The sequence below is a fragment of the Microcoleus sp. S13_C3 genome, assembly GCF_036700905.1.
In the GTDB taxonomy this organism is placed as follows: domain Bacteria; phylum Cyanobacteriota; class Cyanobacteriia; order Cyanobacteriales; family Microcoleaceae; genus Microcoleus.
On the sequence record NZ_JAUBPT010000154.1, the window covers coordinates 1 to 19,141 of the forward strand.

General features: G+C 47.2%; 12 protein-coding genes. 9 read left to right on the plus strand and 3 right to left on the minus strand.

Annotation, left to right across the window (positions count from 1 at the left end):
* Positions 1 to 177 precede the first annotated feature (177 nt).
* The 3 genes from QUA16_RS29435 (at position 178) to QUA16_RS29445 (ending at position 2,144) form a co-directional block, all read left to right on the plus strand.
* A complete protein-coding gene (locus QUA16_RS29435) occupies positions 178 to 765 on the plus strand; it encodes a cytochrome b (protein ID WP_333107801.1) in 588 nt (195 codons plus the stop codon).
* 180 nt (positions 766 to 945) lie between these two features.
* Positions 946 to 1,764: an SLC13 family permease gene (locus QUA16_RS29440; protein ID WP_333107800.1), complete on the plus strand. Its 819-nt coding sequence runs from the start codon at positions 946 to 948 to the stop codon at positions 1,762 to 1,764.
* Positions 1,737 to 2,144 (plus strand): SLC13 family permease, encoded by a 408-nt coding sequence (locus tag QUA16_RS29445; RefSeq protein ID WP_333107799.1) that lies wholly within the window; start codon positions 1,737 to 1,739, stop codon positions 2,142 to 2,144. Before QUA16_RS29440 ends, QUA16_RS29445 begins: the two co-directional genes overlap by 28 nt.
* Before the next feature lie 188 nt (positions 2,145 to 2,332).
* Here the strand turns inward: QUA16_RS29445 and QUA16_RS37055 are convergent, their stop codons facing one another.
* Complete coding sequence (locus QUA16_RS37055) at positions 2,333 to 7,234, minus strand: glycoside hydrolase family 38 C-terminal domain-containing protein (RefSeq protein ID WP_445305420.1); 4,902 nt, start codon at positions 7,232 to 7,234, stop codon at positions 2,333 to 2,335.
* 188 nt (positions 7,235 to 7,422) lie between these two features.
* Between QUA16_RS37055 and QUA16_RS29455 the strand changes: the two genes are divergently transcribed.
* The 4 genes from QUA16_RS29455 to QUA16_RS29470 all read left to right on the plus strand — a co-directional run bounded on the left by QUA16_RS29455 (position 7,423) and on the right by QUA16_RS29470 (position 13,482).
* Positions 7,423 to 9,411 carry a hypothetical protein gene (locus tag QUA16_RS29455; RefSeq protein WP_333107797.1) on the plus strand — a complete coding sequence of 663 codons (1,989 nt, stop codon included), beginning with the start codon at positions 7,423 to 7,425 and terminating at the stop codon, positions 9,409 to 9,411.
* Positions 9,412 to 9,489: 78 nt separating this feature from the next.
* On the plus strand, positions 9,490 to 9,606 hold the full coding sequence (locus QUA16_RS29460) for a photosystem II reaction center protein I (RefSeq protein ID WP_039887172.1): 117 nt from the start codon (positions 9,490 to 9,492) through the stop codon (positions 9,604 to 9,606).
* 442 nt (positions 9,607 to 10,048) lie between these two features.
* Positions 10,049 to 12,580: a DUF3769 domain-containing protein gene (locus tag QUA16_RS29465; RefSeq protein ID WP_333107796.1), complete on the plus strand. Its 2,532-nt coding sequence runs from the start codon at positions 10,049 to 10,051 to the stop codon at positions 12,578 to 12,580.
* 5 nt (positions 12,581 to 12,585) lie between these two features.
* Positions 12,586 to 13,482, plus strand: coding sequence for a hypothetical protein (locus QUA16_RS29470; RefSeq protein ID WP_333107795.1), 897 nt, complete (start codon positions 12,586 to 12,588; stop codon positions 13,480 to 13,482).
* 233 nt (positions 13,483 to 13,715) lie between these two features.
* Here QUA16_RS29470 and iscB read toward each other — a convergent pair whose 3' ends face one another.
* Positions 13,716 to 14,990, minus strand: a complete 1,275-nt coding sequence (gene iscB, locus QUA16_RS29475; RefSeq protein ID WP_333107803.1) for an RNA-guided endonuclease IscB — start codon at positions 14,988 to 14,990, stop codon at positions 13,716 to 13,718.
* Between the two features lie 239 nt (positions 14,991 to 15,229).
* The gene (locus tag QUA16_RS29480) at positions 15,230 to 15,757 is read right to left on the minus strand and encodes a phycobiliprotein lyase (RefSeq protein ID WP_333107794.1); all 528 of its coding nucleotides are present in this window, start codon (positions 15,755 to 15,757) and stop codon (positions 15,230 to 15,232) included.
* A gap of 396 nt (positions 15,758 to 16,153) precedes the next feature.
* Here QUA16_RS29480 and QUA16_RS29485 point away from each other — a divergent pair, with 396 nt between their 5' ends.
* On the plus strand, positions 16,154 to 16,288 hold the full coding sequence (locus QUA16_RS29485; protein WP_333107793.1) for a hypothetical protein: 135 nt from the start codon (positions 16,154 to 16,156) through the stop codon (positions 16,286 to 16,288).
* Between the two features lie 151 nt (positions 16,289 to 16,439).
* Complete coding sequence (locus tag QUA16_RS29490) at positions 16,440 to 18,683, plus strand: beta-propeller domain-containing protein (RefSeq protein ID WP_333107802.1); 2,244 nt, start codon at positions 16,440 to 16,442, stop codon at positions 18,681 to 18,683.
* The last annotated feature ends 458 nt before the right edge of the window (positions 18,684 to 19,141 follow it).

The following is a 19,141-nucleotide window of genomic DNA, read 5'->3' on the forward strand; positions in this document are numbered from 1 at the left end:
TTAAACCATCCTAATCTTCCTTCAGTCTTGTCTTATGGTACTTTGGCTGCTTAAAAACTGTCCGGAGTATTGTAATACTTAAGTTAAGTAAATCTTATAATGCACAATCGACCACGAGCTTTAGTCCTATAGTTTATACTTAATCTTGTGCAGCAAACGCTAAGGAGGTAAGAAAGAGTGAGTATCCAACCCGCTGCGAAACCCAGACTTAATTCTGCGTTCAAACACCTGATGTCCTTACACTGGGTAATGTCAGCTTGCTATTTAGTGCTGTTTATTACCGGTACGTTTATGGCTCAATTGCCGAGAGAATTGTTTATTCGAGGCCCCCTGTACGATTTTCACAAATCCGTAGCGGTGCTGACAATGGCTTTGCTGACTTGGCGGATTTTAACTCTCCTCCGGGTATGGTGGAAAAAATATACGAAACGCCTGCCAAAGTTTACAAAGGAATGGTACAAAAATTTTGCTCTGCACGCAACTTTGTACGTTTTTATGTGGCTAGTTCCGGTTGCTGGTTTCTTTTTTTCTAACTCTTTCAAAAGTAACAATGTGAAATTTTTCGGAATTGTTTTACCGGATGTGTTTCCGCAGAATTCCGCAATGGTTGATCTGGGAAGGAGTTTGCATTTTTGGCTGGCGTACACATTTTTAGCGTTCGCGATTTTGCATATTTTAGAGCAGAAGAAAGTTGTGAGGGCTAATTGGCGCAGGTTGGAAAATTTTGTTCGCACTAAGTTCGCAAAGTCTCAAAAGGTTGGATAAATTAGGGATAAGATATTATATCTCAATTGGTATTGATAAATTTACTGCAAAACTGGCTATTTTCCACGGCGATATTTAGCGCTAGTTGCAATGCCAGCAGGTTTAGCTGCAATTACCCGGTCTGTACTTTTAGCATCCCAGACAATGGAAAAAAGCGGCAATCAAGGATTTTAAGTATATATGATAACACTCAAATACCTAGTATTGGGACTGACCTACTTGGGATTCGGTTTGGGATATTTGCCGGGGCTGCGGATGAACCGGGCGGCGGTTGCAATTGTCGGGTCAGGTTTTGCGGTGGCTTTGGGAATACTTAACCTCAAAACTGCTTGGGAGGCTATCGACCCAAATACGATCGTTTTTTTGCTGGGAATGATGGTCGTTAATTCGGCTTTGGGAGCATCGGGTTTTTTTCAACTCGCTTTGGAGTTTTTAACTCGCTTTACTCGTTCTCCTTTCGGCATTATGGTGGCAGTTACTTTTGGCAGCGGCATTTTATCGGCATTTTTTCTCAACGACACTACTGCTATTTTGCTGGCCCATTTAACGCTGAGTCTGACTCGCTCTTTGTCTCTCAATCCTATCCCTTATCTTTTAGCTTTAGCCGGAGGTACTAATTTAGGTTCAGTGGCGACTGTGAGTGGCAACCCGCAAAATATTCTCGTCGGTTCTTTTTCGGGAATTAGTTATTTGGAATTTTCCCGGTCTCTCGCACCAGTAGCTTTAATTTGTTTGCTGGTTCAAGTAGCTTGGCTGTGGTTGCTTTATCCAGAAGTGCGTTCTTGCAAATCTTTGCCGCAGGTTACTCAAGTCAGGTATCGATTGTTCAAGCCTTTACTGGCAAAAAGTTTGTGGGTGACAGCAGCACTTTTAGTAGCTTTTTTAGCGGGTGCACCTTTAGCAGAATCTGCCTGGATAGCTGCCAGTATATTGTTAATTACTAGGCGCGGCGCGTCAAGTCCGATCGCATTTTGCAAGCCGTTGACTGGAATTTGCTAGTAATGTTTGCGGGATTGTTTGTGGTGACTAAAGCAACTCAACAACTGGGTTTGCTGGACAATTTAACTAATTTGACTAATACGCCACTGAGTTTGTTGGGAGTAACAGTAATTCTTTCTAACTTAATTTCTAACGTACCTGCGGTGTTAGTTCTACAATCGGTGATTGTCAAAACAGATACACAAGCTTGGCTCTTGTTGGCGGTGGGTTCTACTCTGGCGGGGAATTTAACTTTGTTGGGTTCTGTGGCTAATTTGATTATTGTAGCTGAAGTTGTTGCACGGAAATCAGGCGATCGCCTGACTTTTAAAGAACATTTGCGGTTCGGGATGCCGCTGACTTTCGTTACTTTGGGAATAGCTTATTTTTGGCTCTACTAAAATATGATAATCATAACGGTATGATGCTCCTACAATTAAATTTTAGCTTTGGGCTTTTACCTGTGCAAACTGGATTTGTTTTCCATGAACCGCAGAGGGCGCAGAGGGCGCAGAGGGACATGAGAAGAGAATAAATGAGAGGGAAAGAGGTAGGTTTACAGCCGAGCGTAGATTTCGGTATAAAGTCTTTAGGTGTCAGTTTTGGGGACAACTGCAAAACTCGCGATTTTCCAAGGATCTATCTTAAATCCTCCTTCTTCTGGCAGCTTTTTCGACAAATTTGCAGGTCGTTCTAACAAATCTACTGGCTCTACAATCTCTAATCCCAAATCACTCTTGAATTCTAGCACAGCCTCCTTCCCCTCGGATTCGCAACACCGCAAAATCCACACATTAGAATCCTCTTCCGACTGTTTAAACGCCATCAACACTAAATTGTCGGCCGACAAATCCAAGAATTTACCCACTGCGGGTAAACTCTTGTTTCGATTTTCTCCCAACTGCGGCAACACCTTTACTAGCAGCGGCAAATTCAACTCGTAGCCGCGCCTAACTGTGCCGGCCTCTTGCCAATTTCCAGCATGGGGATAGACTGCACAAGTAAATTCGGAAACTCCTACATCTGCTTGTTCATCCGGCCAAGTCGAACCCCGAAGCAATGTCAGCCGAATTTGATTTGGTTGAAGGTCGCAACCGTATTTGCAATCATTGAGCAAACTCACTCCAAAACCGTCATTGCTGATATCAGTCCAGCGCAAAATCGGCACTTCCCATTTGGCTTTTTCGGCGGGTGTTTGCGGTTTAGTTGTGCGATCGATCGCACCGCCGGGAATTTCGCAAGTTGCAAAATCTGCTTCTACATTCAACCCAAAGGCTGCTTTTACTAAAACGTGCTTTTCTTGCCAATCTGTCACTGTCTTAATTTTCAGCAGCGGCGAACCTATTTCTACTATATAATCTTGGCAAAACTCCGACTTGCCAATTTGTCGGACTACGCGCAAACTCTGCCGCAATTCCCCCTCCTCTACCCAAGAAATCTCTTTGAGTGTCGGCGCGGGTAATTGATGTTTTTCATAATTTGGATCGATGTTCCAAGCATCCCAATATTGGCCGCTGTCTTGAAATGCTTGCAGTTGATTGCCACCGGCTGCATTCAGGGCTTCTCGGTTATTTACTTTATCCCAAATGCTGGATAAATCGCCAGTTTGGCCGTCTACGGTTGCCCGAATAAAGTCATTTTCTAGAACCATTTGTGCGGCTGCAAAATGCGTTTCTTGACAAGGTGTGTTTTTTTGTGCTATACCGTATGTAAGTTTCGATAACTCTGTCTTTTTTTCAGTTTCTGGACTCGCGGACGCATTATCCACAGTTTGAGCGTCTTCGCGACACAGCCAAAACACCAGGTAGCCAACGGCGGGGATATTATTTGCCCAGAATAACAGTGTAGAGTGCGATTGCGGTCGATCGCCCCTGACAATCTGCGAAGCCAGTCGCCGTCGGGACAAGTCGTAAATTTGCCAAGCTGAATCAGCAGCATCGGGAAGCGGTACAGCCACAACCTCAGAGCGATCCCAATTGAGAGTATTGAAAATCAAAATCGGTTGAGCGTCGGGCCCAGGAGGGGAAGGGAGAGAAATTTGAGCCGAGATGGCATCCAAAGATTTTAGCAGGATTTCGCGACAAGTGCGATCGACCTCAGCAAAGGCTAGATTAGCATCCGCATAAACTTGGGCGATCGCAGAACCGGGCAAAATATCGTGAAACTGGTTAAACAAAATTTGTTTCCAAGCTGATTCTAACTCAGATTTCGGATAAACCGCGCCCGTACAAATAGTGGCCAGCGAAGACAGCAACTCCGCTTGGTAGAGCAATTCTTCGCAGCGGCGGTTTTGGCGTTTTTGGTCGGCGCGAGTCGTGTAGCAACCCCGATGGAATTCTAAATAAAGTTCGTCTTTCCAAATCGGGAGAGTGCGGGGAAGAGTTTTGAGTTGTGAGATGGGAGGATTTGCATCCGAAATTGCCGACAATTTTGACAATTCTCGCGACCGCAAATTTTCCTGATTGTCCGATTCAGAAACATCGCTTTCTGGGCTAGTTGCGGAAATTGCCGACTTGGACAATTCTAGCGCCCGCAAAATCTCCTGATTGTCAGATTCTGGAACATCACTTTCTGGCCTAGTTGTCGCAACTTCCGACAAAAACTGACTCTCAATCAAAGACAAATAATCAACCGCTTTCGCAAACTCCAACTTCGGGAAAAAAGGCGACATTTTCCAGCGTTTCGCCACCTCCAACATATCACGAGTCGGGCCACCGCCGTGGTCGCCAACCCCAGGCAACCAAAGAGCATCTTGCAAATTAGTGTTAGCTTGCCAGTCAAAAGCATAACTTGCCATTTTCACAGATTCTATACTTTCGCCAATTGGAGCAGACATCATGCTAAATATTTTAGTACCGTCCAACCCTTCCCACCAAAACGCACCGTGGGGAAATTCCGTTGTATCATTCCAACGCAACTTTTGCGTCACAAAATAATCAACTCCACCTTGCCGCAAAATCTGAGGTAATTGCCACCCAAAACCGAAAGTATCCGGTAGCCAAGCTACCCGCATCAATTCCCCAAATTTTTCTTTTGCATAAAGCTGTCCGTAAAAAACTTGCCGCACCATTGACTCAGCGGAAATCAAGTTTAAATCCGGTTCTACCCACATCCCGCCGACAACTTCCCAGCAACCCGCCGCCACCTGTTTTTTAATCGCAGCAAATAAGTCCGGCCGATGTTCTTCCATCCAAGCATAAAGCGCCGGAGTTGAATGACAGAAAATCAAATCAGGAAACTCCGATTGCAATTTCAATACCGACTCAAAAGTTCGCTTTGCCGCTTCCCAAGTTTCCGGGACAGGCCACAGCCAAGCTAAGTCTAAATGAGCGTGACCCACCAAATAGATTTTACCTGTATATATAGATGCCAGAGCACCACTTTCTCCTATATATATAGATGTAGCATTGGTATTTTCTCCCACCTCAAAAACCTCATCCCCTCTTCCTCCCTCTGCGGCCTCTGTGGCCTCTGCGGTTCCCTCATCTAAATCCCCAGAAAAAGATGTCAGCTCACCACTTTCTCCTATATATATAGATGTAGCATTGGTATTTTCTCCCACCTCAAAAACCTCATCCCTTCTTCCTCCCTCTGCGCCGTCTGTGGCCTCTGCGGTTCCCTCATCTAAATCCCCAGAAAAAGATGTCAGCTCACCACTTTCTCCTATATATATAGATGTAGCATTGGTATTTTCTCCCACCTCAAAAACCTCATCCCTTCTTCCTCCCTCTGCGCCGTCTGTGGCCTCTGCGGTTCCCTCATCTAAATCCCCAGAAAAAGATGTCAGCTCACCACTTTCTCCTATATATATAGATGTAGCATTGGTATTTTCTCCCACCTCAAAAACCTCATCCCTTCTTCCTCCCTCTGCGCCCTCTGCGGCCTCTGCGGTTCCCTCATCTAAATCCCCAGAAAAAGATGTCAGCTCACCACCTTCTCCTATATATATAGATGTAGCATTGCTATTTTCTCCCACATGAGAAACCTCATCCCCTCTTCCTCCCTCTGCGGCCTCTGTGGCCTCTGCGGTTCCCTCATCTAAATCCCCAGAAAAAGATGTCAGCTCACCACCTTCTCCTATATATATAGATGTAGCATTGCTATTTTCTCCCACATGAGAAACCTCATCCCCTCTTCCTCCCTCTGCGGCCTCTGTGGCCTCTGCGGTTCCCTCATCTAAATCCCCAGAAAAAGATGTCAGCTCACCACCTTCTCCTATATATATAGATGTAGCATTGCTATTTTCTCCCACATGAGAAACCTCATCCCCTCTTCCTCCCTCTGCGGCCTCTGTGGCCTCTGCGGTTCCCTCATCTAAATCCCCAGAAAAAGATGTCAGCTCACCACTTTCTCCTATATATATAGATGTAGCATTGGTATTTTCTCCCACCTCAAAAACCTCATCCCCTCTTCCTCCCTCTGCGGCCTCTGTGGCCTCTGCGGTTCCCTCATCTAAATCCCCAGAAAAAGATGTCAGCTCACCACTTTCTCCTATATATATAGATGTAGCATTGGTATTTTCTCCCACCTCAAAAACCTCATCCCCTCTTCCTCCCTCTGCGGCCTCTGTGGCCTCTGCGGTTCCCTCATCTAAATCCCCAGAAAAAGATGTCAGCTCACCACTTTCTCCTATATATATAGATGTAGCATCGCTATTTTCTCCCACCTCCGAAACTTCCTCTCTTCTTCCTCCCTCTGCGGCCTCTGCGGCCTCTGCGGTTCCCTCATCTAAATCCCCCAAAAAAGCCCGCAGATATCCCAGTAAATTGTGCCGCAAAACAGACAACGAGCGATCGAACTTATCGCGATCGCCCACCGCCGACCAATCAATCAAACCCATCGCCAAATCAATCTCAGATTTCAGCATTTCCCCCTTGACAAACCTGGGGCGATTTGCTATTATTTCGGTGGGGAGGTATTGGGAATTTTCAATTTCTAAATTTCGACTAAGCGAATTTTGCAAAATCTCTAATTCGGCAGCCACAAAACCCGGATCGAAACAAGAAGAGTCAGCAGCTTCATACAAACAAATCGATCGCACTAAAGCACCGTTATCGTGACCCGGACTTACCAACCGCAAAATTACTAAAAATTCCTCTCCGGGATTAGCCGAAGCACTCAACAAAACTCGATCGGCAAAATCAAATAAATCTCCCTGTCCGACTAACTCGCCGTTGACAAAAATTTGAGCATCTTCAGCCCACCAAGTCAAGCCCAGCAGCAACCGTAAACCAACCACAGGATAGCCGTGCAAATTGTCAGGAATTACCAATTGCTGGCCCAAATACAAAACTTGCTTCCCAGACGGCCAAGCAATATGTCCTTTGCCGTTAAGTTCAGCAACAGGGCTGTTACAAATATTTACCGAAGAAACAGCCGAGTCAGCATCGCAGTACCTCCAACCAGACTGAACCTCCACTTGGCTGAGGCGGCGCAACTTTTCGACAGTGGCAGAAATATTGTTGCTAGCAGGTGACACAGAAGCGCTCATTTTTAGCTAAAATCAAACTTGTGTAGGAATCAAAGATCGGATTGAACCGCGAAGACGCGTTACGCGAAGCGGCGCGTTAGCGCTAGGACGCGAAGAAAAAGGTTTCAGAGGGTTTGAAGCGGAGATTAAGAGCTCGCTTTGATTTTACAGCAATATTTAGCAATTCCCTGAATTCAAGAATTAAACTTATGTCCAACGGTTACTACGGCCCATACCAAAGCCGACTATTAAATTTTATATCGAAACAGTCCCGCCAAGTCGCTGACAATTGCGATCGAACTTGGCGTCAAATTAAAGAAGCAACTCTCACGGCTACCCAAATTCTGCTTTATCCAGCTTATTTGCTGGTGCAAAGTTCCCGACTGCTGGGCCGACAGTTGCGGGAATCAAGTCAAAAAGTAGATTTACCGGAACTGCAAGAATTTGGCGGTGACGAAAATGCCGATGGGCAACAAAATTGGTATCAGGGGGAAACTTCCGACGAAAGTTCGATCGCCGAAATTTTGCACCTCGCCGAAAATTTACTAACCTCGTCGCAAACCGCGAAAACTTTAGCCAGCTTCCCGCTGTTAATAAATCAGGGAAATACTGCTAACAATTTACATCCGGCTATCAATTTTAGCGGACAAACCGCAAAGCATCAAACCACTGCCGTCTTAGAACACCCGCTTGCTAAAATTCAATTAAAACCGCAAGCGAAAGTTGACGGAATTGCCAGTTTTATCCCAGCCCGCACTTTAGTATTGGTCGGAAGAGAAAATCAGATATTAGATATTTTGACACCCGAACAGCAGGAAATGCTCGAAGGTCGCATAACTTGGGAAATTGCCAACACCGGGCCCGAACGGCGGGAAATTACCCAAAAAGAATTAAAATTTAATCTCGGTTTGGAGTCGGCTGCCAAAAAAGCGCAGTTGCCGCCGGTGCGTCGTTTTTGGGAATTGATGGCATGGCTTCAGACGAGTCCGGTTGCTCTGAAAAGAAATCAGTTTGGAGAATCAATCCTCGCAGTTAAAAAATCGATCGACCGCAATGCCATCCTAGTCCAAAAAGCCCGCGCGCAGATCGAAGCAAAAACCGCACTGCAGTCAATTGCTGCATCGAATTTGATCGACCACAATACCCCAAAACTAGAAACTAATTTTAACAGCAAGTTCGATCGTCTAGTCAGCAATCCTCTCTCCTTTGTTACATTACTCGATCGCGCCGCCGTCAACATCGAGGAATTAACCCTACCGCCAGCGCTAAAAACAACCGCCGCACCCACCCCAGCCCCCGGAGTCAAAATTAATACATCCGGCACAGACGGCAATTTAGATTTTTCCGCCCGCGAAATCCTGGAAAAATACGCGCGAAACATCGAAGGAATTATTTGGTCGTCAGTAGACCACCTCCTAGGCAAAGAAACAGCAGCCAGTGATAATACGGAGAAATCAGTCGCAATTCAGTATTATTTGAAACAGCGCCAAGAACTAGAAAACACACAAAATAGCCCAGAGGTCGATCGACCGTGGCTGAAGTGGCAAGACTTATTCGGGGAAGCACCACCGCAGCATTTAATCGACGGCAGTTCCGAACCCGAGGCAAAAGCTCAAAGCTTAATATCACAAACTAGCCCAAAAGTCAAGCAGCAAATTGCAGAAGTAGGAGAATTGCCAGAAGGTCGATCGACCGCAGTCTCAATATCCCCTTACCCCGAAGCACTTCACCGCCTGCTGGGGCAGCTAAAACAGAGCTTGCTCACAAAAAGCCCAAAAACTCAACCCCAAACAGCATCTGATTTATCTGATTTAGCAGTTACTCAAAAAAATAGCTCTGCACTCGCAGCAGAATCAACCCCAGGGCGCGCGCCGGAAACCCAAGTGCCAAAAAACACAAACCCGAACACCCGACAAAACAGCCAATCCCCAGCAGCAATCACCGCGCCAACCAGCAGATACACCGCCGCAACCCGCGCTGCTGCTGAACCAAAAAATCCCAGCGCAGGCGTCCAACCCGAGGGCGAATACTTAGAAACAAAAGCAGAATCGATGGGATACATTAAGCACCCGCTAGAACAAGTGCTCGAATGGCTCGATCAAGTCATGCTGCGGCTAGAAAACATCGCCGAGCAACTCTGGAATTGGGCAAAAATCAACTTGCCAAAAATCCTCAAAAGCAAAGAGAAAATTGACTAATCTTTAGCTTATGATAAAAAAGTTGCGGCAACAGCAGCAAATCAGCTCAGTATTAGGCCATCTTTGGAGACTCCCACAGTGCTAACCCTCAAAATCGTAGTTAATGTAGTTGTTTTATTTTTTGTTTCCCTGTTCATATTTGGATTTTTGTCCAATGACCCAGCCCGGAACCCCAACCGCAGAGACATGGAATAAACAAGTTATCTCGCCTGCAGAGTAGGGGCGCGCCACCGCAGCCCCTGCAACAGCCGACAAACCCGCAAAAATTAGTCCAACAAAACTTGACCGAAAGCATCCAGGATACCCGCCACGTGATTCATCCGTGGAGGAATAAAAAACCTGTATCCGATGAAACTTGCCCCCCGAATTTATCCGTGGGGTCATGCTTCAATCTAAAATCTCAAATCTCAAATCTAAAATCGATTGACCTCGCACCAGCAGCGAGGTTATCTTGTGGCGGAAGCAAGTTCTGAAAGCAGCCATATTCCGGCGCGCCCAAGCTACTGCAAATTTCAGATGTCAGATTAAGGTCTAAAAAGTTGGCTTTTAGATGCAAAAATTTTAAATAATTTGCACCCTATAAAATCTAAAATCTAAAATCTAAAATCTAAAATCGGATGACTTACCTGTTGTAACTATGCCCTATCCGGTACCGCCGCCCGAACCCTCTGCCCTCATCTACATCGCCAAGCCTAAGAAAGTCGCCCTCACTGTCGCGGCCGGCGATGGAGACACCCGCAGCAAGCCCGCAGAAATACCGGAACCAAGCCCAGATATCGTTCAGCCAGCACCCACACCGGCCCCAGCAGAACCCGCAGCCCCACTCCTCGGCACTACGCCAGCCACGGATGAGCCTCCAGAAATCGCCGACCCCCTAGCGGAAGTCGAAAGCGGCGGCGCAGTTCTGGGATTTCAGCGTCAGACCCCTGTGGGAGAACCCGAAACTGCGGAAACTCCGAAAGATTCCTCGTTTACAGCTTACCAATTGGGTTCGGTAGAAAATGCCATTGCCATTCGGAATCGGGAACGAACCGCAGAGGCGCAGAGAAAACAGGAGAGAAATATTGCCGGAAAGCAGGAAAGTTGGTATCAGGCCCAAGGCCGGCAGTTAGAAGATAACTCACCCCAACCTGCGGAGATTCCCGTTCCCGAACCCGCGCTAGAACCAGCACCCAGCGGGCAACAGGAGTTCGACATTCCCGCACCAGCAACCACCCCCGCACCCAGAACCCCCCCCGCCCCGAAACCGAAGCCGAAGCCAGCCGCGTCGCCGGGAGTCCGCACCGCCCCTTCTGGGCGGACGGTGCCTTTTCCGGTGACTCCGGCCGATACTATCGAAGTTAAGGCTGACAGCCAAGAATTCGACGATAAGCAGCAAATTGTGACGGCGGTTGGTAATGTCGTCGTGCGGTTCCGGCAAACTGTGATTGATGCCGATCGAGCGATCGTCAACTTAGTCACCCGCCAAGTGGTAGCATCCGGCAATGTCGCCTATACCCGTGGCCAACAAGTAGTGCGCGGCCAGCAGATGGAGTTCAATCTCGGCCTCAACAGTGGCGCAGTCGAACAAGCACGCGGCGAAATATTCCTGCCTGCTGCAGGTAGCGAATTGACGCCCACACTGCCGACAGATATTAGTGCTGGGACGATTCTCGAACAGCCGCTGAGCGATCGAATTACCAGCCAGCAGCCCCTACGCGGAGTCAAATCCCCCGGCGCTGCCAGTGTTACTATCGGCGGCGGCGGACAGCTAGCAGCCCCCCAAGTTGTCGGCGCCGTCAACCGCGTCCGCTTTGAAGCAGAACGCATCGAACTCCTGCCAGACGGCGCGAGGGTAGCAACCAATATTCGGATTACTAACGACCCGTTTTCCCCGCCGGAATTTGAATACAGGGCCCGGAAGGCGACGATTAGAAGGATTTCGCCCACGGCAGAGGAATTGGTCACAACTAAGCCCCGCTTGGTGTTCGACAACCGGGTGAAAATACCCGTGTATCCCCGCCGGCAAGTGTTTGACAGCAGGCAGCAAAACGGCCCGTGTTTGACCTTTGGTTACGACGCAGGCGACAGAGGCGGTTTGTATGCCGAGTGCGGTTTTGAGGTGTTGCAAAACGGGCCGGTGCGGCTAACCCTGACACCCCAAATTTACCTGCAGCGGGTTGTGGAAAAGCACGGCGGTAATCCGTTTTCTCCCGACAGCTACGGGCTCAAAGCGAGGTTGGGCGCTAGTCTCGGCCCGCGCACCAGGCTGGATGGATCGGCAATATTTCTGAGTTTGGAAGATTTCCCGAATTTGCCAGAAAACAGCTTTCGGGGCAATTTGCGCCTGCGACAGTTGATCGGCACTCACTCTCTGGCAGCAGAATATAGTTATCGCGATCGACTGTTTAACGGTTCTCTGGGCTATCAAACCGTGCAGAGCAGTCTCGGCGCAGTCCTCACTTCCCCAGTCATCCGACTCGGACGCACGGGCCTCAATCTCAGCTACCAAGCTGGGTATCAATTTATCAATGCTGACACCGATCGACCAGACTTGCTCGAACCAGTGCGGGAAAACAACCGCATCGATCTGGGCCGTTCCCAAGTTAGCTTTGCCTTGAGTCGCGGCTTTAACCTGTGGCAGGGTCAACCGCTGCCCCGCACTCCCACCCAAGGTTTAAAGTACACGCGGACGCCGGTGGTTCCTTTCTTGCAACTAGCCTTGGGACTCCGGGGAGTTGGTACTTATTACAGCAGTGGCGATCGACAAAATTCCCTCGCTGGCAGCGTCGGCATTCAAGGGCAGTTCGGTCATTTCTCCCGCCCTTTCCTCGATTACACTGGGTTTAACGTGACTTATACCCAGGTGGGGCGCGACGGTATCTCGCCGTTTTTATTCGATCGCTTAGTAGATTTGAGAGTCCTGTCTTTTGGGCTTGTCCAGCAAGTTTACGGAGGCTTTCGAGTGGGATTTCAAAGTGCTATTAATTTAGAAAGCGGGGAAGCAATCAGTACGAATTACACTCTAGAATACAGCCGCCGCAGCTACGCAATTATTTTGCGTTTTAATCCTGAGCGTCAAGTCGGCAGTCTGACTTTTAGAATTAGCGACTTCAACTGGAATGGGACTCCCCAACCTTTTTCCGGGGACGCGCGAACTGTAGAAGGAGGAGTGCGTTTATCCGATTAATTCAATTGGCTAATTGGGCATTGGTCATTGGGCATTGGTCATTGGGCATTGGTTATTGGGAATTTGGAACCAACAGAAAACAGTCAACCGCCAACAGAAAACAGTCAACAGTCAACAGTCAACAGACAACAGTCAACAGTCAACAGACAACAGACAACAGTCAACAGACAACAGACAACAGTCAACAGTCAACAGACAACAGTCAACAGACAACAGTCAACAGACAACACATGACAGAAGTGACCGCAATATCTGCACAAGCAGCGGCTCTGCTGGTTCACTACGGTTTTGACCTAGGTGGCAAAAAAGCCGAGAAATTGGCGGGTGAATGGCTGACCAAGTATCCCGGCTATTGGCTGCGTTTAGCAGTGGTTGAAGCGCTTTATCAAGGTCGCTACAAGGCTGTTTCTGTGGGACAGCTATTGAGTATGTGGCACCGTATAGGTGAACCTCTCTATCATTTCAATCGCGAGTTTGAACGCTTGGTCTGCAACAATTTTCCTCAAAATTTAACCGGGGAAATTGGTGCTCAACTGCCGCCGGAGGATATACTTTTCTCCAACCCGGAATCGCAAGTTGGTGTAGCCGAGTTAGATTTGCGATTGCCGTCAGAGGCGCAACTTGATGTGGCGCTTCCTGCAGAAGCCGCGAACACAGAGGCCCAGGAAACAGGAAAATTGCCCGCAGCGGACGATCGCACAAAAGAAAATACAGAATTTGTAGTATATGAAGATGTGGCTATTACCGCCCTCGCCGATCGAGCCGAAGCCGAGCACAAATTAGCGGAAAAACCTGTGGCCAAATCCTTCCCAGTTGTCAAACACACTGATTTTCATACCAAGTTAAAAGCCATTGCCAGAGAAGGCAGAAGAAAGAAGGGAGAAAGCAGAAATAGACTGTAAACTTTGGGAACTATAGCCTTTCTCAGTAACATGAGGTGCTCTCGCGGCCTCCGTGGCCTCCGTGGCCTCCGTGGCGTCCGTGGGCATAAGACTCGCCCCCATACCTCACAACGCTTGAGAACCGCTATAGATAGTTATTTTTCACTTTTCACCAGAAAACGAGCCAGAAGCCCCTGGCTTTAGACATGGGGAGGAAAGTGGCAGCGACGACCGTCGCCTGAAGCTTTCTTCCTTCAAAATCCATAGCTATAGCCATCTTTTTTGTGAATTGCTTTGCAATATTTATGGCTAACACCTGCTACCCTCCCAGCCTTCGTTACGATATCAAAACTACCTGAAGCACGGCACAAAACACGCCCGGTGTAAGAGCCGATTTTCTTGCCTGCGGTAACGTTTGCACTGACAAGATCGCCAGTCTGAAACCCTTTATGGATTTGCACTCTGGACTTGTGCCGCATGGGAAACCCGTACTGATTTGTGCCGCACATCTGTCGTGTTCCGTGACCTTTTGCTGCGATCAACAGTGGCTTTGATGTTAAGACTTCAAGCGTGTCAACGCTGCCCACACACGCAGCATCAAGCCAGTGCGATTTAGCTAATCCTAACCGATGGCGATTGAACTTAGTTTGCCCGCCCGTGCCAGTAGTGACGGGCAATCCCGTCTTTTTAAGTGCATTAAACAATGCCCACCTGGTTGAGTTGACCGCTGCTGCATCTTTAAGAGGCTGTTTTGCCTGTTTGAGAATACGATTTAGCAGGTCGGGCTTAGCTGCCAGGAATACCCGAACATCTTGATTGCCTTTCTTTTGATTGCAATCGTGGCAGGCAATCGTTAAATTAGAAACCCTGTCCGAGCCACCTTTTGATTTGGGTTGAATGTGCTCAACCTCAAAAGGTACATTTTCAGCCGAGCAATAAGCGCACTGCCGATTCCATTTGTCCAAGAGATACTGCCGGACTTCGTAACCCTGCAATTCTCCCTGCTGATACAATACGCCTGAGATTTCAGGGTTTTGCATTAGTTGGGTATCGAACCGCACTAACTCTTGAGCAATGCTAGCAATGGGCGCAAATCGAATTAACTTGCGTACCCATGTAAGTGTTGTTTCAACTCGATGCTGCCCCGATGGAGCTAGCCAACCATCCGGACGAGTGCGATTGAGAAACCGCGCTTGACGATATCGAGTTTTGCGATTTCGCCTTCCTCGCCTGAGTTGGTGGCGAGAGAGAAGTGCATCTTTAATTTGCTGCCCCCTGTGTTGCAGTTCGGCTCCGAAGATAATCTTGTTGCCCTGTTTGACTGCGATTCCCGTAATTTTAGATCCCGGATCTAATTTCAGTTCTAAGAGTTCAGGATTCGTCTCAACTGCTTTTTTCAAAACAATTGTAAAGGGATAGCGGCGAAATACCGCTGCCTTGCCTGCTTTCAGTAATGACCTTGCCATTCCTGGTTTGCAGGGTGATAAAGGTTTGAGATTGTTATCAATTACAAAGGCAAAGTTAGACATTTTTGCGTCTCCTCTGATTTCTCGTAATGTTCGCTTCGCCAATGTTTTCAAGGCTTGTTCTGCTGGCTGCACTTCCTTAACCCATTACAGATGTTTAACAACCAACGATAGTGCTACAAACTAGCGACGCATTTGTAGGTATCATGACCTCGAAAACGTAGACCTCGAAAGTCTTGGGCTGGTCATGTTGTGGCTCGCATCCCGCTTGCGTTAGTCGGGCAGTCTACAAGCCCCTGCCTTTAGGCATGGGGTTCATGACTTGGGGCACTTACTCCCATCCGAATTTCCGAACAAAAAGATGCTTGTTCCGTACCGTTAGCTTGCTTAACAACGCTAGTCCGCAGCCGCAAATTGGGCATGAGATACCACAGCCTTTCTTCCGCATGGAGAGTGTCTGATTCTGTAATCAATGTCAGCACGTCATCGCCCATCACGTAGCGGCTGTTATTACCCTTGTCTTGCAACACTTTGCCAACGCTGGGATTGTCGGGATTAGGTACGATCGCTAGTATTGTAGAACCGATTTGTTTAGCTTGGTCGCGATCGGGAATACCGTCCCAACTAATCCGAACGCTAGTTAGCTTAGTTGAAGCCGGGTTAATCGAGTGTTGTTGGCAAAGTTTGACGACTGCTGCATCGCTAGCTGTCAGTATTTCTATTTTGAGGTCGGATTTACCTGCCTGCAATTCCCCAGAATTGAGATTGTGTACGGTACGCTGAGAAAACCATTTACCTGCACTTAACTCGAAAAACTCGATAACATCCATGAAATTTGTCTCAAAAGTCAATACTGCTTTATTTGCGATCGTGACTTGCGCGCTATGGAGTCAGAAACCCGGTTTCTTCCTGCGTACTAGCGACCAAACCCATGATTTTGTCTAGAAACCCGGTTTAAGAGTGCAAGTCCTTTTCTATATTTTAGAGGAAGGGGGCGCACCTGCAAAGCTTTCTGAGAGCTTTAGGTGAAACAGATTGCAGATGCCGTTGAGGTACGAAACCCAACCAGGGGGACATCTGCCTCGCTGATGCGGCCGACTTGACAGAAAATTAGAGCATCCGCCATTATATTTCGTTATAAAAAGTCTTTTTCGCACTTTAAATACCTGAAAATTTTTAGCTTTGAGAGTGTTTATCGATCGACCATCGTGGCCCAAATACCAGCTATGTTAAGAAAAGCAACGATATATGTGAGCTTTTGTCGATCGAGCGGTAAATTGGGCGTTGCTGAGTTTAATTATATTGGCGGCGATTTATTGTCATGGCACTGCTTGAAAATTCTCCAAGCAGACTCCGACTAAAAAACAAGCAATTCATCGAACCATCACCAAACCGAGGATAGCAAGCCCGTAGCACATAGCATTCAAATATGTCATGCTAAGTCAAGAGAAAAGATTCTCGATCGGCTTTTCGGTAGGGTACAGCTAGCGATCGCATACATTTAAAAAACACATCCGTAAATTTATGACCGAGTTTACACAAGGGCTGGATAAAATGCAGCCCGCAGAACAGACTCACTACCTGGGAATCCTGCCAAGTCAGCTAGCAGCGACTTCAGACTGCGAAAAATTATACAGCTTACTAACAGATTACAATTTTATTGAATCCAAGCTGTCAGCATCGGGAGTACAGGCGCTAATAGAAGATTACGATTTAGCAACAAGTCCCGATATTATTACCTCAGACCAAAAAGCCGACCAACTCAAATTAATCCAAGAAGCAATTCGGCTGTCTGCCCACATTCTAGCCACCGATAAAACCCAACTAGCCACCCAACTAATAGCCCGCTTGATGTGCTTTGAAAGTCCAGAAATTCAAGCACTGCTAGCACAGGCCAAACACCAAACAACCCCCTGGCTGCGACCGCTAACGCCCAGCTTTACCCCTCCCGGCGGGAGATTGTTGCGTACCCTCACCGGACATACAGACTGGGTACAAGGTGTAGCAATCACCCCCGACGGCAAGCGGGCAATTTCTGCGTCCTCCGACCACACTCTCAAAATTTGGCACTTAGAAACAGGAGAAGAACTTTCCACCCTCAAAGGTCATCTTACCTACGTCAATGCTGTAGCTGTCACGCCCGATGGCACTAAAGTAATTTCCGGTTCTTGGGACAATACTATTAAAATTTGGGATTTAGAAACTGGACAAGAAATATTTACTTTTGCCGGCGATACTTTTGCCGTAGAAGCAGTAGCAGTAACTCTCGACGGCAAGCGAGTAATTTCAGGTTCTTGGGATGGCAGTATTAAAGTTTGGGATTTGACAAGCAGGGAAGTAATTTTCAACTTGAAAGGTCACAGCAGTTTTGTCCAGTCGGTAGCAGTAACTCCTGATAGCAAACGGTTAATTTCTGGGTCGGGAGACAACAGCATTAAAGTCTGGAACCTAGAAACCGGAAAAGAACTTTTTACTCTTACGGGTCATGAAGACTGGGTAAAAAGTGTAGCAGTTACTCCCGACGGCGAAAAAATAATTTCTGGGAGTTACGACGGAACTGTTCAAGTCTGGAGTTTGCCCGAACAAAAGCAACTTTTCACTTTAGGAAAACACGGCAGTTTCGTTCAAGCTGTGGCAGTCAGTCCCGACGGCAAACGGGTAATTTCGGCTTCCGGCGACAAAACGCTAAAAGTTTGGAATCTCGAAACAAAAGAAGAACTTTCCACTTTTACCAATCACATCGCCCCAGTTAATGCTGTGGCTGTTACCCCCGACGGCAAGCGGATAGTTTCTGGTTCCTCTGACAAAACTCTCAAAGTTTGGCACTTAGAAATAGGCAAAGAAAATTTATCATTTGCACGTCACGATGACTGGGTAAATGCTGTAGCAGTAACGGCGGACGGTACTAAAGCGATTTCCGGTTCGGGAGACAACAGCCTTAAAGTATGGAATCTCAAAAACGGACAGGAAATTTTTACAATTCGGGGACATCAAGATTGGGTAAAAGCGATCGCAATAACAGCGGATAGCAAGCGAGTAGTTTCGGGTTCTGGCGACAAAAATGTGAAAGTTTGGAATCTAGAAACCGGAAAGGAAATCTTTACTTTCACGGGTCATACAGACTGGGTGAATTCTGTGGCAGTGACTGCGGACGGAACGATGGCGATTTCGGGCTCGGCAGACACAACTATAAAAGTTTGGAGTTTGGAAACAGGAGAGGAACTTTTTACTTTTACAGGTCATGAAGACGGGATAAAATCTGTTGCAGTTACTCCTGACGACAATCGGGTAATTTCTGCTTCCAGCGACAACACTCTCAAAGTTTGGAGTTTGGGGAAAGAAAAGAATATTTTTGCTCATTTGTGGAATGTAGGAGTAAAAAATCAACTTTTCACTCTCAAAGGTCATGAGAGTTGGGTGAATGCTGTGGCAGTTACAGAAGATGGAAAATGTGCAATTTCTGGGGGGCGAGAAACAACTTTGAAAGTGTGGAATTTGCAAAGTAGAAAGGAAGTTTTTACTCTAGCTGGTCATGCCGATACGATAACATCCGTGGCGACTAGGGGAAATAAAGCGATTTCTGTTTCGGATGACAATACTCTGAAAGTTTGGGATTTATTGAGTCGAAAAGTAGTTGCTAGTTTCACGGGAGATAGTGCTTTGAAAGCTTGCGCTATTGCACCTGATGGGGTGACAATCGTAGTGGCGGAAGCTTCGGGACAGGTACACTTTTTGAGGTTAGAAGAGGGGAAATAGTCATTAGTCATTAGTCATTAGTCATTAGTTATTAGTTATTAGTCATTAGTCATTAGTTATTAGTCATTAGTCATTAGTCATTAGTCATTAGTCATTAGTCATTATGCCGATCGCACTTTTGCTAAAATTTAAAAGTGCGATCGCCCTTTTCCCCATCTAGTTTACAATTGTTCCGGGTCAATTCCCATCGTTCGCAGTCTTTCTGCCAGTACAGCAGCCCGCTGTTCGGCTTGTTCTGCCCGCAGTCGTTCTTGTTCTGCCCGCTGTTCGGCTTGTTCCAAGCTGCCAGAAACCTCCTCATAACTTGTAAACGGTTCGCCGTCAGGGCGATAAATTTGTAACTGATACTTTTAATTCAGACAATCCCCGACAATCGGTGAAAATCTGAATATAGCACACTCATCAGACAGGTCCCAGAGTATGGTGGTATCCCACAAAGCTTTGAGAAAAATCCCCAA